Genomic DNA, 15,336 nt, shown 5'->3' with positions numbered 1-15,336 from the left:
TTCATCAGGCCTTGGCGATGCCGAGGAAAGGGCGCGGCGTACACTGTAGGTAGGCGCGAGCCTTCCAGAAGATTATAAACAACTGCGATGCACACAAACCGATTGGCACTGCGAACAATGGCTTCCAGATGCCCACCAGGGCCGTCACTGCAATAAAAACCGGCAGTGCAGCCAGATGGGATTGAATAATTGACCGGTCGCGTTTTTGGGAGTACACCGCGTAGTGAGGAACCATACCCAGCGCATTGAGAATAGTTGCCAGCAGCAGCCAATAAAACAGTACTTGGTTCTGCAAGTATATATCTTTACCCAACCAATCAAGCAAATAAGGCAAGACCACGACGCTGACAACGGCAAATCCGAACGAAAACAGTAAAGTTAGTAACAGCATTTCGCGCATTTTTTTGCGGTAACGTTGCGGCTCATTTCGCTGGTATGCAGCAATCATCGCTGGATAGGCAAAAGAGAAAACGCCAGCATCCAAAAACGACATTAAAGTGCTTGCTAGCCCGATAAACAAAACATAGGCGCCAACAATCTCCAAGCCCGCAAGCCACTGTACCCAATAACGATCAATGGTGAATATGCCGCGTATGGCCAGGGTGGCTATCAGAAGAGGTAGCGCAATTCTGATACCACGCCAGATCCACTCTCTGTCTATTCTGGCAGACCAACCCTTGACCTCCATTGAGCGAAGTTTTCGAACTGAAAAAGCTATTGCGATACCACAGGCCATTACCCAGGTTGCGAACACAGCGTCCAGATTTCGCAAGCTCTCCTCATAAAGCATTGCTAAAACTATTACGATCGCCCACGTCCCTTGCCGCAGGAACAATACGATGCTTGCGGATAATTGCTCTGATACAGCAATGAACAGTCGAGTTAATTCCTGGCAGATGTGTTCCAACACAATGAGCATGAAAAACCATTTGGCCAGTTCCCACGGCAGCATTTCACTCACGAATACTAGCAAAAGAGCCGGCAATACCACTGCGTAAAGCACGAGCGACAGTACGATCTGGTTTTTCAGTAGCCCGCCCCACACAAAGCGCGGATGCGATGCCAGTTCACGTGTTGTGTAAGTGTAAAAATCCAAACCAACAAAATATAGGGAATAGGCGACGGTTGCTGTCACCAACCCATATAGGCCCACTTCAGCGGGTGTAAGCAGCTTGGCCAGAAAAAAAATGAATAAAAACCGACACCCCAGCGTTATTGCTCGGATCGATATATTCAAGAGCTTTACACGAGCATTATGCTCTTTCATCAAAGCCTGCACTGATGTTTGCATTGGAAGCATTACCGGCGCTTCGCCCGCTCAGAAAAACCCGAACGAAAACAACAAAAACTCCAAGCATTCCTCCTAATACAACTGCCAGAACTACAATTAGCGCGCGATTAGGCTCGCTTTTTTCCTGAGGAACCACGGCCGGATCTACGGTTTTGAAAATGTATTCATTCTGAGCATTGGCCAACATGACAGTACGAGTTTCACTTTCTATCAACTGGTAGAACACCTGCTGCATTCCAGCTATATTTGTTTCGCTGAGCTTCTCTTCGAGGTATGCAATTCGAGCTTCTGCATCTTCTACATCTTGCTGGCGCATGTGTTCGTTTATGTCTTGCACCAGCTTTTCAGCCCACTGCTGGGCGGCTATCGGGGACTGGCTTTTAATGCTCACCGTAACCATGCCAGTGTCTTTATTTTCAGAAATGCTGAGGTGCTCTTCCTTGAATTTCTTCACCATATCCCAGTCCGTAGGCTTTTGGCTCTTCCCGTCCTTGCCCTGCAGCCACTCTCGGGCTCGGGGGTCATACACCTCCCCATTGACTAGCCACTCCTGACTCTCCATATCCCAACCTTTGGTCGCCATGAGTGGCACACTGAGATTATGCCGATGCATGAAATCGGTAAGAAAGGCACGGGACTGCAATACCTGTTTGGCCATCACGGTTTTATTGGAATCTCCACCGCTCAAGTTGATGCCGGCCAAGCTGGCCAAGCCACCCAATTGGCCACCCACACCGACAGCGCGGCTGTCTTCTTGAGAGGGGGCCAGCAACACGCTGGCCTGATAGATATTAGGTTTACAGAGGACATAAACCCCCGCCCCAACTGTGAAGGCAATGGTGGCGACAATCATGATCCATTTGCCGCGCCAAAGAGTTGTGAACAACTCCCGCAAGTCAATTTCATCATCTGGACCGTAGTGTTGTCCTATCCCAGGCTGACTTGCCGATTCAAACTTGGTCATCACAAATTCCCCACTGCTGCTGCACCCAGCGCCATCTGGTAAACAATCTGGCTGACGTTGCTCCACAACTCCAACTGATTCAGGCGGTCCACATCAATCGGCATGATGATCGTGTCCCCCGGTTCCAGTTGCTGGCTACGGCCACCAAACCAACGGCTTTGCTCCGGCAGCATCACAGAGCCGTCCGCCTTCACAACGTACACTCTGCTGTCATCCGCCTGGCGAGTCGGGCCCCCAGAGCGCTCAAGGTAGTCATCCACGGTCAGGCCTGCTTGGTGCAAATGACTGGTCGGGAACTGTACCTCCCCGAACACGGAAACCGACTGCGGTATGTTGGGAACGTTCAAGGTATCGCCATCCTGCAAGCGAATGCTCTGATAATCTTGATCCTGCATGACGGCAGCAAGGTCGATCACCATGCGGCCTACAGGTCGGCTGTTCTGGACGTCTTCCAGTAAGCCCTGAACCTGTTGGACCCGCTGAGCATTCTGACCACCGAAGCTGTCACCTTGAAGCTGCACCCCTAGAAGATCCCCTTGGAGGCGCTCCTCTGCCTCCTGCAGGCGCTGGGCCTCCAACTGTCGAAGTTTCTGGCGGGTAAATACCGCCCCTTTGGGGAAAGCGTTTTCGGTCAGACCACCAGCACGAACAATAACGTCCCTCAGAGTTTCGCCTTCACCGAAGGTGTACTCTCCGGGGTAGCGCACTTCACCGGAAAGCGTGATTCGGTATTGTTTGTCAAAATCCGGCGTTGGCTGGATCAAGATGGCATCACGGCTCTGGAGCAATTGCCGGGTCTCGCCTGTCATTGCTTCCGCTAACGCAATCTGGCGGGTGATCACTCTGCGGTCGCCCTCTTCTGTGAGCTCCGATCTGGCCAACTCCGCCGTAAGTAGAGATGCTGAATCTTTCAGCCCTCCAGCAAGAGCAATCACATCGGCAAGCCCGCCGTTTTCCGGGATAGGGTATTCACCCGGGTAGCGAACCTCGCCGGATATGGTGACAAAAGAGGCAGGTTCAAGAGGCGTTGCCTGAATGCGCAACTGCTTCAGCAGCCCTGGCAGTAGTTTCTCTCGCTTTGCGTCCTGCAGCTGCCGGAGCTCGTCCTGTTCACTTTCAGTTAGTTGCTCTCGCTCCAGCATGGCAAGCCAACGGCGCTCCTCATAGTTTTGCTGGAGTTCTTCCCGTTGTTGGGGGCGCAGATCCGCCAGCTGGCGCTCGGACGGTTTCGAAATCCGCTCACCTTTCGCCAGGCGCTCCCGCAAATCTTGATATTCCTCGTATCTCAGAGCCCTTTCATCGAGCTCTGTTTTCTCGAGATCAGAAAACACCAATAGTTGGTCCCTCTCCTCAAAGATGAGGTCCGCTGAACTGCCAGGGTTACGAAGGGCACTGCGCAGATCAATCACCTGAGTGCTCAGCTGATCATCCGCGGACTCTCTTACGAGAAGAGCTACATCGCGATCTGCCGCAGGCAGTAGGTCGTTGCGCAGGTTCTTGAGAACCGATGACACCCTCATGCCGGCTATGAACGCATAGCGCCCAGGGCGGGTGGCTGCGCCACGGATTTCTACATACTGACCGGTGATGTTGGCAATAGAGGCTATGGTAATGCGGTCCCCCGGCAAAACCCGAGCACGCCGCCCCTTCTGCTCCGTGTAGTCCGCTTCGGCGATGATTCTCAGAAAGTCTTCGTTGGTGCGCTCAATTTTTACACGCTCCGGGTAAGCCTGGGGTGTAAGTCCCCCAGCCAGGCGTACCAGTTCTTTGAGGCTGGTTTTGTCTTCCAGTTCGTAAAGGGCGGGCCGGTATACTTCGCCATCAATGCCTGCCCGGTTGCCAATCGGTGGAATGAAAATAACATCCCCGGGCTGAAGGCGGTTGTCGCCAGAGCTGTCACCCTTGAGAAGCAGGTCATACAGATCCAGAGTAGCGATAAGCTTGCCGTTGCGCTTATGCTGAACGGCACGCAAAGATCCGGACTGTTTTACGCCGCCTGAAACATACAGGGCGTTGGTTATAGTGGACAGAGAGCTCACGGTGTAAGAGCCTGGATTTCGGGCTTCGCCGAGAACGAAGACTCGCATGCTGCGCAATTCGCCGAGAGAAACACTGGCCTCCACGCCGATGTATTGCTCGGAGACCCGTTTGCGAATCTGTTGCCGGGCTTCATCGAAGCTCAGGCCTGCAACGCTGAGAGGGCCGGAATTCGGGAAGCTGATAGAGCCATCGCGGCTGACTGGCAGCTCAAGCTGTCGATTCTCTTTGCCCCACAATTGGACGCGAAGCACATCACCGGGACCAAGGGTGTAGTTGTTGGGAACCGGAATTTCCGTTACCGGAGCAAAGGTGGTGGGGCTACCCGCAAAAAGGTCATATCCGAAGGGTTTCAGGCCCCCGTTTTTACGGGCCTGTTCTTCCTCTTTTTGTAGCTCTTCCTGTTCTTGTTGCATCCTCCGTTGGTTGTCACCCCCACTGCCTTGTTGAGGTTCAACAACATCAACATTTTCAGGGCGCTGCTGGCTCTGACTGCGACCCTGTAAGCCATCAAGGTCTATACCGTACTGCCGGGCCAGGGCCTCTTGCTGGGCTTTGGGCAGGTTCTTGAACTGCTCAATCTGGGCAGGACTGATGGACTGGGCAGTCGCGGCCATTGGCAGCAGAAGAGCCAATGGGAGCAATAGGTTCTTAAGCTTCACAGGTATAAATCCGGCGGTTTGGTTCGGTAAAATTTAGAATCGGTAGATCCAGGTGGCTCCCACAGACCATTGCTCTTTCTCGCCACCCAAGTACTGGATTTTCTTTTCGGTTGCCTGGAAGTTCAAATCCAGCCAGCCATTCAAGAAGCGACTGCCGTATCCGAAATCAAGAATAGCGACGTTTTGGTCACCCTCGGGTACGTTATAAAAGATGTCCTCATCAGTCACAACCGTGCGGCTTGCACCATCTTTGTTCAGCCTGGCGTATGTCACCTTTGCAGTCAGATTGGCGCCGTTGTCGAAGAAGTTCAGGGCGCCAATGGTAACGGCTTCTGCGTCGCCGTCGAAGCTGGCTGCCATACTACGCCCGTAATAGCGGTAGCCAGAGCGGTAACGGAAATGGTCATAGGTAATGTTAGGTATGGCATCGCCCAGAAAGTCATCCGCCAAGGTGTTGGTGTATTCAATAAACCACTGCTGGTCTGCGGCAAAGAGCTGCGTGGTCCAGTCCGTACCGAAGAGCCAGGATTTGCGGGCTGGGAAGGCTCCGGCTTCGTCTTCGCCCATCATCTGGACGTAAAGACCCATGGACTGCTGGCCAATTGCAAATCCATAACGGGCATCGATGCTGGCGAGCTGGTTGCCCGGGTCGTTCTCTTCGAGCTGTCCGTTATCGCGGCCGATCAGGGCGTTCCAGATGGTGGATGAGCCTTCCGGCCGCCCTGCTCCGCCAAACATGATCGCGCGGGAAAGACCTATATCCAAGCCATTCATTGGGCGGAACGTAAAACGCATTCCGACCATTTTGGCATCGGGTACCGCACGATCACTTTCATACTGGCCGGCAAGTGCTGTGAACTGCCACGGGCCGATCCAGTTTAACCATGGGGTTTCAAAGGCGTGGGTGTTTTTCCGATTAATCCAAAGCGCCGGCATTGGGCGGGCGTTGTTGGAGAGAATGAGGCTGGACTGCCAGCCGGGCCCCCACCAACGGTCAATAGCTCCAGCGCCCAACACCCAGTTTCCTGCGGCCGCTGCCAAGTAGCTGCCATCCAGGCGAAGCTCTTCGTCGTCATCGCTCTGATGGGCGTATGAAGGCTTAAGTCCTAGAGCCCAGACTTCCCCTTGCCACTGGAGATTGATTGCCGTTCCGGCTTTCGCAAGTGGATTCTGATCAAAACCGCGCACTCCGGGAATCTCGCTGCTGCCATACAGGCTGTACTCGCCCCGCCTGCCCTGTTGAGCCTGCTGTTCCTTCTCAAAGCGCAGGTAGGCGGCAGCGGAGCCCACCGAGGTCTGATCGAAACTGACGCTGTCCTCCAGCCCACTGTGGACCGTATTCCACATTATTGGCCAGGTGCTGATAGTGCGGTCCATATGGCCGCGGTCTGCCAGTTTCTGGGCCGCAAATCTCGCCCTCGAATCACCCGGCTCCAGCCAGGGGGCCGCCGAGACAGACAAACTTGTCAGACACGCTACCGCCCCACCGACCAGGGCCCAGTGTTTTAAGGTCATAAGATTGGATTATCTGACAAATGACAGGAAACAGACAAAAGGAAGGGGACAACTGACTCCCAACTGCATCCTTGTCGGTAGATGAATGAACTGTTTCAGAAGCGTGAAGATTTTACGGCAATGCCTATGACAAGCAAGTGACAAAAAGTCTGCCACATTGGTTATCAGAGGGTTATGGAGGTAAAGATTTGTTAAAGGTTCGGAACCTCAACCTTATCGCCTATATTTCATTCAGGTTGGCTCTTACCAAGCTTACAAATTCAGCTAAAAACGAAATAAATATACCGCCCATTAAACCCAGCATGGCAGCCAAAACAACAATCAGGCTCCTCGCGGGGCCCTTCCTTTCTGCCATTTGGCGGTTGAGCACCAGAAGTTCTGCCGGTTGAATTGAAAGGAGAAGCACTTCAAGGGACAGCCGCTTATTCACTGCGTCAGCTATCGCCGCTCCCACGTCCTGAGAGCCTTCCAACCTGTCAATGGTTGAGGTCAAAGATTCGATTTGTCTTTCCAGGTTACTTTTAAGGGTAGATACCGCAATCGATTGGGTCTGCTCCAGATTCTCAATGAGTGCAGCGTGAATCTGCTTAACGCCCTCAGACCCTGCCGGCTTGGCTTCAGAGACAATGCGAATGAGTCCCGTATTCTCGGGATTCGAAAAGCTCACTTCGAAAGGAAGCGGCTGATCGTGCTCGGCGAGGTAAGCGGCCTCAATCTCAGGAAACCAGCGATTCTCGAGTGTGGCTATCACAGAGGCCGGCTTCTCGATGAAGCTCCCTGTTTCCTTCTCCGCCAGCTTTAACAAGCTAACGTAATCATACTTCTCTGGCATTAGAGTCGCGTACAGGACACCCGCCGCAAGGGTAACCAGAAAAACAACGTAGAAAATTCGACGGCGCTTCAAAAAAGTTGAAGCCAGGTCTACAAGGCTGATTTCATCGTCATGGGCGTGTTTAACGGAGCGCTGTCGTTCTTCCATATTAATTCATCTTTCCTCTAATTATTGTGGCTGCACACCGACTACAGCCTGAGATTGGAGCTGCGAGTCAGTTCCGCGCGCGATAGTATCTTCAGTTTTTTAAAGCCGAGACCGGAACCTTTACCCTCTGCTGCTTCTGCATGAAGTTGATCAGCACTATTGCACGCGCCTCACCGTCGTATGCCTGAAAAATGGCATTGATACCTTCAAATGGCCCGTCGTTCAATTGCACAGCCTGGCCGGGTTTGATGCCGCCCTGCTCTGCAACTGAATCCAAGCTTTTCTTTATGTGCATGATTACATCATCACTTATAGCTGCAGGCTTGTTGGCAAAACCCACAATCCTGAGCACACCGCGAGTAGAGCGCAGCTTTGCCCAAACAGGATCCGATTGTTCCAGGTTCACGAACAAGTAACCGGGAAATAGCGGCTCAAGCTTCTTTGTACGCTTGCCGGCCTTGATTTTCTCCACTGTAATTTTCGGGTAGAAGCAGGCGATATCCTGATTCTGGAGATGTGTAAGGGCTCGGTCGCCCTGGGCGGGCTTGTGCTGAAGTGCGAACCATGTCATGGCTGCGGAAGGTACCAGCTTCCTGCCGCAACGAAATACGGATTTAACACATCTTGTTTACCGTATTTCAGAGGTTTGCCATCCACCGTTTGAACTTTCCCACCGGCCGCCGCCAGCACAGCCTGTGCTGCGCCTGTGTCCCACTCACAGGTGGGTCCCATACGTGGGTATATATCTGCGTGCCCCTCGGCTATGCGACAAAACTTTAACGAGCTGCCAGCCTGCACAAGTTCGTGCTCTCCGAGCTTATCGATAAACGCTCTGGTTTCCGGGTTAAGGTGATTTTTGCTGGCCACAACACGCTTTACGTCTTTGGGCTCCGCCACCCGAATTCTGTGAACTTTGCCTGTGCGATCACGCATATGGGCGCCCTCACCGACCACACCCCAGTAGGCTTCCTTCAAAGCAGGAGCAATGACCACACCCATAACTGGCTCACCGTCCTCAATCATGGCGATGTTCACAGTGAACTCCCCTGTGCGCTGTGTGAAGTCCTTGGTACCGTCGACGGGGTCCACCAGCCAGAACCGGCGCCAGTGCTTGCGCTCTTCCCAAGGGATATCGTTGCCCTCCTCCGAAAGGATAGGGATATCCCGGCTAATTCTGCGCAGCCCACGGGTGATGATGTCGTGGGCGGCGGTGTCTGCAGCTGTGATGGGCGAATCGTCTGCTTTGTAGTTCACTTTGAAGTCTGACTGATAGATATGCAGCACTTTCTCGCTGGCCTCGTCTGCTACCTTGATGACATCCGGAAGGATGGAGCTGTAATGCATGCGATGCGATTCCTGCTTCAGATCAAAACGTTATGAACTATGATAGGTAATAGTAACATTCTCTTAACAAAGAACCAGAAGGACGCCTCTATGAAACTTCGCTTCCTTGGCGGCACGGGCACGGTCACCGGCTCCCGCTACCTGCTCTCGGACGACAAGCACCGGGTACTGGTGGACTGCGGCATGTATCAGGGCGTGAAAACGCTGCGCCGGCGAAACTGGGCGAAATTCCCGGTAGATCCTTCTACCATTGATGCCGTGGTGCTTACCCACGCACACATTGACCATTCCGGGTACCTGCCGGCCCTGGTGAAGAACGGCTTTAAGGGTAAGGTGTATTGCACCAAAGCGACCCACGAATTGTGCAAGGTTCTGCTGCCAGATGCCGGCTTTCTGCAGGAGGAAGACGCCAAGTATGCCTTCCGCAAAAAGTTTTCCAAGCACGAGCACCCGGAACCGTTGTTTACCGAGAAAGACGCTTGGGAAGCCCTCAAACATTTTGAATCCCTGCATTATCACGAGACGTTCGAGCCGGTAAAAGGTTTCGAGGTAACGTTTACCCCGGCCGGTCACATACTTGGCTCTTCTTGCGTGCACGTTCATCACAAAACTGCCGACCGAACGGTTGTGTTCAGCGGTGACGTGGGGCGACAGAACGACATCATCATGCGCCCACCCGAGCCCCTTCAAAAGGCGGATGTACTGGTGTGTGAATCCACCTACGGGGATCGTGCCCACGGCGAAACCGACCCGGAAGCGGAACTGACCGAGATCATCACCAAAACGGCTGGCCGCGGCGGCATTGTGCTTTTACCCGCGTTTGCGGTTGGGCGGGCGCAAATGCTGCTCTATGTGATTCACAAGATTATGGGTGATGGGAAGATTCCGAAACTGCCGGTGTTTTTGAACAGCCCGATGGCTATCAAAGCCACAGAGATCTTCTGCAAGCACCATAAAGAACACAAACTCAATTCCGCTCAATGTGAGCGGATTGATGACAAAACCAATTTTGTGCGCAAGGTGGAAGAATCGATCGAACTGGATGCGGTGCGTTACCCCTGCGTGATTATTTCCGCCAGTGGCATGGCCAGTGGTGGACGGGTTCTGCACCATCTTAAAACCCTATTGCCAAATCCTCGGAACAGCATCGTTTTTGCTGGCTTCCAGGCACCGGGAACTCGTGGGGATGCGTTGGTTAACGGTGCGGAATCGGTGAAGATTCATGGCGAATATTGGCCGGTGAAGGCCGAAATTCACAACCTGGATTCGCTCTCGGCGCATGGCGATTACAATGAGATTCTGGCTTGGCTGGAGCAAGGCTCACTGAAACCCGAGAAGGTTTACGTCACTCACGGGGAGATGGTTGCGAGTGACGTTATGCGGAAACGGATTCGGGAGAAGTTTGGCTGGGATGCTGAGGTACCGGAGTTGTTTGAGGAAGTCGAAGTCTGAGCATGATTCAAACCACTGTACAAGACCCGGGGCTAAACTCGTCGCTCCATCTTGATGCACCGGAAGGGTCAATCACGCATTGCCAAGAACCCGCACTACTTCGCTCAAACCGAACAACAACCCCTGCAAGATTTGGGTGAGCATTGTCCCCCAAGGTCACCTGAATGTGACCTGAACCGTCAGCATTGACAGAACCAATGTCGGTAGCAGCGCTTCCATTTGTGAGCCGCGATGGAACATAGCCGAGATCCGTATTGGCGACAGCACCCCCATTGGCCACCTGAACCTCAAAGGCCGACTTGTATGCAGCCAACTCGCCCACCACCCTATTTACCTGTGTTTTCATGATATTACCTTGATAGAGCGGAATGGCCACTGCAGCCAAAATCCCAATGATTGCCACTACAATCATTACCTCTATCAAAGTGAAGCCAAAATGCTGCTCTTTCATAATCAACTCATTACCACGTTTCTTTGTCAGTTTCCTAACAAACAAGCAAAACCTCGGCCAAAAATCCGACGTTAGAGGCTTAATACTTATCATTGATTGTCGAATAGAATTAATCAATTTCAACGAGCGCATCAGATACCAAACTTCAAGTAAAGCTGGATAGCATCCGCTTCATTTACTCTTCCGGCGTTTCGCAATGCTCTTTCCAGCGCTTCAAAAATCGCCCTACCCTCCTCTTGCAGGACTTCCCTAAATCTAATTCGATCCACACCCGCATTCAGAATATCAATAGCCCGATTCGCATAACCTTCCCTTGTAAGAGCATCTGCCAGCACAACCCGTGCCTCAACGCAATCTGGCGCCTTCTCTAGATTATTTTCAAGCACTTCTATGGCCTTATCTTTCTCGCCAAGCATCCAATAAAGGCGGGCTTCCGTTGTGAACTGACTACAGTTTGGCGCTTTTAGTAACGATTGAAACTCGATTCGATGTATGGTCTTTCTCGCGAGCTCTAGCCCAAGATCCATATCCGCCATTGAAATAGCGGTGTTAGCCTCAGCTTGGATTAAATAATTCGATACCGAGGTATTCAGCGGAGAGAGGTAGGAGAAAGCCAGCAGCTTGTAATAGGCATCCCTTGATAAAGAGGGTGAGAGTTCCGACGAACCTGCACGCGCAATTTCTCTTTTTGCAAACTGATCCACTATTGATGAAACAAGCCCGAAAAATCCGATCGATAAAAACATAGTCAATGCCGCCCACTTCAAAACTTTCGAACTTTTAGACGGGGCAAGGAAAGCCTTTTTTTCAACAGCAAATTCAGCTACGCCTAAGCCAAGGAAGCTGCCAAAAATAAATGCGAGAAGTGGTTGATAAATAATAAAATTTACAAAAGAATGAGATGCGACAGTAAACAGAATAGCTACGACGAATAATCCGTCGATTCTACGATCATCATTCGCTTTTATAACTCCTGAAAGTGTCCTTGCAAAAGCGAGAATCGGTAAAATCAGACAAACCAAAAAAACCAGAAAACCTAGCTCTAAGAGAAGCTGTAAATAATCGTTGTGAGCAAAAAAACCGACACTGCCAACCTCACTGGGCTCGCGAACAGCCGGATAAAGCAGAGAGAAAGTTCCTAACCCTGACCCCACCCAGGGAGAATCAGAGAAAAGCTTTAAACTCGACAACCACATATCAAAGCGGTATGAAAGTGATTCCGGCCGACTCAGAGGATTGACACCTTCTGAGATCCCACCAGAAAAAATGAAAAATGACACCAAATAGCTTAAAAGAATCAGCCCAAAAACACTACAAATAGCCTTTTTGTATTTCTTTTCAGAAAAAACCAGAATTGCAAATAAAGATAGACTTAAAAGCAGTATCGCGGCCCTTGATTGCATTGAAAACATTGCAACACTTAACAGCAGCAACGAGGCCCAACACAAAAGGTTGAACTTTTGAGTCTTAACAACAGAGTTCGAAAGAGTCAGGATCGCAACTACCGATAGGTTTGCCGCTATATTAGCATCGGCAAACAGCCCCCCATTACGCCCATCAAAATTATACAACATTACCATCGCATATAGACCATTAAAAAGAGCAATGGTTACGATGGATATTTGAAAGTACTTTTTTGCATCCTCCCCGTCTTGGTTCAGAAAAAGCATAAATCCGACAGCAAGCAAGCTAAGCGAACAGGCAACCCAGAACGACACCCACATCCATTGACTGAAAACAACAGATAGGAAAATAACAAACAAAAAAATCAGGGCCCATACTTCAATCCGCTGGATGCTTTTTCCTTTTTTAAGCCATAACAAGCAGCAAACTGAGGTCAACCAGAAGATGGCGACCCAAACACCATCGGAAGGGATAGACTGAAAACCAACCAGGCCGGCTAAAAAAGCAAAAACCATAAGTTGTGGCCATCTCAGCTTCGACTCAAGCACCATCACCCCTCCGAGTACAGATTCGCTGACATTAAAAAGGGAGGGGCGAACCCCTCCCTTCAATCACAAAGCTCTGAAAGCTTGCAAAATGCTTACGGCACTGCAGGCGTACCATTCGAGCAGCTTGACGGACGGTAGTCTGCGTTTACGTCAGTTACGCATTCCCAGCTTCCGCCGGTGGTGCGCTGGATACCGATAACACTACCGTTAAGGATAGCGCTCGCATCCTGGCCAAATGTTGCGATGATAACGCCAGCGCCATTGTCCGCTGAGTTGAAGGTGATGGTGCTCGGAACGTCGCCGACCATCAGGTTGGACGAAGTCATACCAAGGTCTTGCGCATCTGCAGGGAATGAGCCACGGTTGAGCTGTTCTTCAGCGGCTGTTTTTGCAGCGGATATTTCACCTAAAACCCGGTTTACCTGTGAACGAGCAACGTAATCTTGGTACTGAGGAATGGCGATTGCAGCGAGAATACCAATGATCGCGACCACGATCATCAGTTCAATCAGGGTAAAACCCTTCTGAGCATGGTTGATTTGGATGTTCTTCATTCTTGACCTCTGTGTTTGTCGTTGATCAACGCTTTCTGGCCCGGGCCCGGTGGAGCATTGCCCCGCGACCGGAATTGAGAGCCTAACCCCAGTATGCACTACCCGTGCCAAGACCCAGAAATTTATTTTTATCTTTTTATTCCAGATAGTTAAAGATTCTCCTTATAACGGATCAGCTAAAAATGTTCTGCAAACCCTGCCTTCAAACGTCAGTGGGTGACAATTTGCGTCACCCGACTTTAAATACGGCCAACTTCAAACGGTTGGTGTTAACAGCCATCCTCTAGTGTTTTTCTTGCAGCAGGCATCCATGACCTCCTATGGAAAGAAACTTTCCAAAAGGCAGCCACCCATCTAAACTCTTCCCAATTGACAAAACATCCGTTTCAGTAACTTAGGCAGAGTTTTTTAATTAATTTATGTCTACCAACAAGAGCAACATCACGCTTACTGGTTTGGCGAGACGTTTCGTTGACGATGGACTCCTTGACGAGACAACTGCCAAAGATGCTTTTCTGCAAGCCTCCCAGAACCGCATTCCACTCATTACCTATCTTACGCAAAACAATCTTGCTGACAGCTCGAGACTGGCATTCTCAGCGGCGATGGAATTTGGGGTTTCAGTATTGGATCTATCATCCTTTCTGCCGGAGATGATGCCGGAAAAGGTGGTAGACGAGAAACTAGTGCGGAAGCACAACGCGCTCCCTCTATACAAGAGAGGCAATAGGCTGTTCATTGCTGTTTCCGATCCGACTAACATCCAGGCCTTGGATGAAATTAAGTTCAACACAGGCTTAAGCACCGATGCGATATTGGTGGATGATGCCAAACTTCGGGAAGCCATTGACAAGTATCTGGAATCCCAGGACACCACTATGGGTGATCTGGATGACTCCGATCTTGAGGGGGTTGAGACTGAAGGCGGTGAGCAAGAGGACGATGGCGCTGTTGTTGCCAGTGAGGTGGACGACGCCCCGATTGTAAAGTACGTCAACAAGATGCTTCTCGATGCGATTCGCGGCGGGGCGTCGGATATTCACTTCGAGCCCTATGAAAAAGTCTATCGGGTACGATACCGGACAGATGGCATTCTGAAAGAGGTGTCTAGGCCCTCTATCAAGCTCGCGCCCAAGATCTCAGCTCGAGTGAAGATCATGGCCCAGCTCGACATCTCTGAGCGGCGGGTACCCCAGGACGGCCGAATAAAGATGAAGCTGTCAAAAACCAAGGCTATCGATTTCCGGGTAAACACACTACCCACCCTTTGGGGCGAGAAGATCGTTCTGCGGATTCTTGACCCGAGTCAGGCAAAACTGGGCATTGATGTGCTCGGTTATGAGGCGGACCAGAAAGAGATGTACATGGATGCCCTAAAACAGCCACAGGGCATGATTCTTGTGACTGGCCCCACCGGCTCGGGTAAAACCGTTTCTTTGTATACCGGGCTGAATATTCTTAACACACCAGACATCAACATCTCCACTGCGGAAGACCCGGCAGAAATCAACCTGGAGGGCATAAACCAGGTCAACGTAAACAACCGCGTAGGGCTTGGCTTTGCAGAAGCATTGCGAGCCTTCCTGCGTCAGGACCCTGACGTAATCATGGTGGGTGAGATCCGGGATCTGGAAACGGCAAATATCGCGATCAAGGCGGCACAAACGGGACACCTGGTTCTATCGACGCTCCACACCAACAGTGCCGCAGAGACTCTCACGCGGATGATGAACATGGGCGTGCCATCTTTCAACATCGCTACCTCCGTAAGCCTGATTATTGCCCAGCGCCTGGGCCGGAGACTTTGCAGTGCATGCAAGCAGCCCTTTGAAGTCCCGAAAGACGTGCTTTTGGAGGAAGGGTTCACACAGGAACAAATTGATACAGGCTTCACGTTGTACCGTCCCAAGGGCTGTGATAAATGCAATGGAGGATACAAGGGCCGCGTCGGGATTTACGAGGTGGTCAAGATTACCGACGAGCTGGCGAGCATGATTATGGAAGAGGCCAGTTCCATTAAAATTGCAAAACAGGCTCAGGCAGAAGGCTTCCGTAATTTGCGTCAATCCGCACTTATGAAGGTGATTGAGGGCGTGACAAGCCTTGAGGAAGCCAATCGCGTGACGAAGGACTAA

Annotated in this window: 12 protein-coding genes; 2 read left to right on the top strand and 10 right to left on the bottom strand. The window is 51.3% G+C overall.

Annotated elements, in window-relative coordinates:
- Nucleotides 1-4 precede the first annotated feature (4 nt).
- The 7 genes from CFT65_RS08755 to cysQ form a co-directional block, all read right to left on the bottom strand.
- On the bottom strand, nucleotides 5-1,291 hold the full coding sequence (locus CFT65_RS08755) for a lipopolysaccharide biosynthesis protein (protein WP_088827665.1): 1,287 nt from the start codon (nucleotides 1,289-1,291) through the stop codon (nucleotides 5-7).
- Nucleotides 1,254-2,255: a Wzz/FepE/Etk N-terminal domain-containing protein gene (locus CFT65_RS08750; protein WP_088827664.1), complete on the bottom strand. Its 1,002-nt coding sequence runs from the start codon at nucleotides 2,253-2,255 to the stop codon at nucleotides 1,254-1,256. The genes CFT65_RS08755 and CFT65_RS08750 overlap by 38 nt, the downstream gene beginning before the upstream one ends.
- Entirely contained in the window at nucleotides 2,255-4,954 is a 2,700-nt protein-coding gene (locus tag CFT65_RS08745) for an SLBB domain-containing protein (protein ID WP_088827663.1), read from the bottom strand. Before CFT65_RS08745 ends, CFT65_RS08750 begins: the two co-directional genes overlap by 1 nt.
- 33 nt (nucleotides 4,955-4,987) lie before the next feature.
- A complete protein-coding gene (locus CFT65_RS08740; protein ID WP_088827662.1) occupies nucleotides 4,988-6,469 on the bottom strand; it encodes a capsule assembly Wzi family protein in 1,482 nt (493 codons plus the stop codon).
- Between the two features lie 220 nt (nucleotides 6,470-6,689).
- Nucleotides 6,690-7,448: a Wzz/FepE/Etk N-terminal domain-containing protein gene (locus CFT65_RS08735; RefSeq protein ID WP_088827661.1), complete on the bottom strand. Its 759-nt coding sequence runs from the start codon at nucleotides 7,446-7,448 to the stop codon at nucleotides 6,690-6,692.
- 91 nt (nucleotides 7,449-7,539) lie between these two features.
- A complete protein-coding gene (gene rfaH, locus CFT65_RS08730) occupies nucleotides 7,540-8,019 on the bottom strand; it encodes a transcription/translation regulatory transformer protein RfaH (protein WP_088827660.1) in 480 nt (159 codons plus the stop codon).
- Nucleotides 8,016-8,792: a 3'(2'),5'-bisphosphate nucleotidase CysQ gene (cysQ, locus tag CFT65_RS08725; RefSeq protein WP_088827659.1), complete on the bottom strand. Its 777-nt coding sequence runs from the start codon at nucleotides 8,790-8,792 to the stop codon at nucleotides 8,016-8,018. Before cysQ ends, rfaH begins: the two co-directional genes overlap by 4 nt.
- A 90-nt stretch (nucleotides 8,793-8,882) precedes the next feature.
- Between cysQ and CFT65_RS08720 the strand changes: the two genes are divergently transcribed.
- Nucleotides 8,883-10,244: an MBL fold metallo-hydrolase gene (locus tag CFT65_RS08720; protein ID WP_088827658.1), complete on the top strand. Its 1,362-nt coding sequence runs from the start codon at nucleotides 8,883-8,885 to the stop codon at nucleotides 10,242-10,244.
- A 7-nt stretch (nucleotides 10,245-10,251) separates the two neighbouring features.
- On the opposite strand, the gene CFT65_RS08715 is transcribed toward CFT65_RS08720, so the two are convergent.
- The 3 genes from CFT65_RS08715 to CFT65_RS08705 form a co-directional block, all read right to left on the bottom strand.
- A complete protein-coding gene (locus CFT65_RS08715) occupies nucleotides 10,252-10,695 on the bottom strand; it encodes a pilin (RefSeq protein ID WP_088828196.1) in 444 nt (147 codons plus the stop codon).
- A 131-nt stretch (nucleotides 10,696-10,826) separates the two neighbouring features.
- Nucleotides 10,827-12,650, bottom strand: a complete 1,824-nt coding sequence (locus CFT65_RS08710) for an O-antigen ligase family protein (RefSeq protein ID WP_088827657.1) — start codon at nucleotides 12,648-12,650, stop codon at nucleotides 10,827-10,829.
- An 89-nt stretch (nucleotides 12,651-12,739) separates the two neighbouring features.
- Nucleotides 12,740-13,201 (bottom strand): pilin, encoded by a 462-nt coding sequence (locus CFT65_RS08705; protein WP_088827656.1) that lies wholly within the window; start codon nucleotides 13,199-13,201, stop codon nucleotides 12,740-12,742.
- A gap of 419 nt (nucleotides 13,202-13,620) precedes the next feature.
- Here CFT65_RS08705 and pilB point away from each other — a divergent pair, with 419 nt between their 5' ends.
- Nucleotides 13,621-15,336 carry a type IV-A pilus assembly ATPase PilB gene (gene pilB / locus CFT65_RS08700; protein ID WP_088827655.1) on the top strand — a complete coding sequence of 572 codons (1,716 nt, stop codon included), beginning with the start codon at nucleotides 13,621-13,623 and terminating at the stop codon, nucleotides 15,334-15,336.

The organism is Marinobacter sp. es.048 (assembly GCF_900188435.1).
Taxonomy (GTDB): domain Bacteria; phylum Pseudomonadota; class Gammaproteobacteria; order Pseudomonadales; family Oleiphilaceae; genus Marinobacter.
The sequence above is the reverse complement of the archived record's forward strand: the minus strand, read 5'-3'. Positions and strand labels throughout refer to the sequence as shown.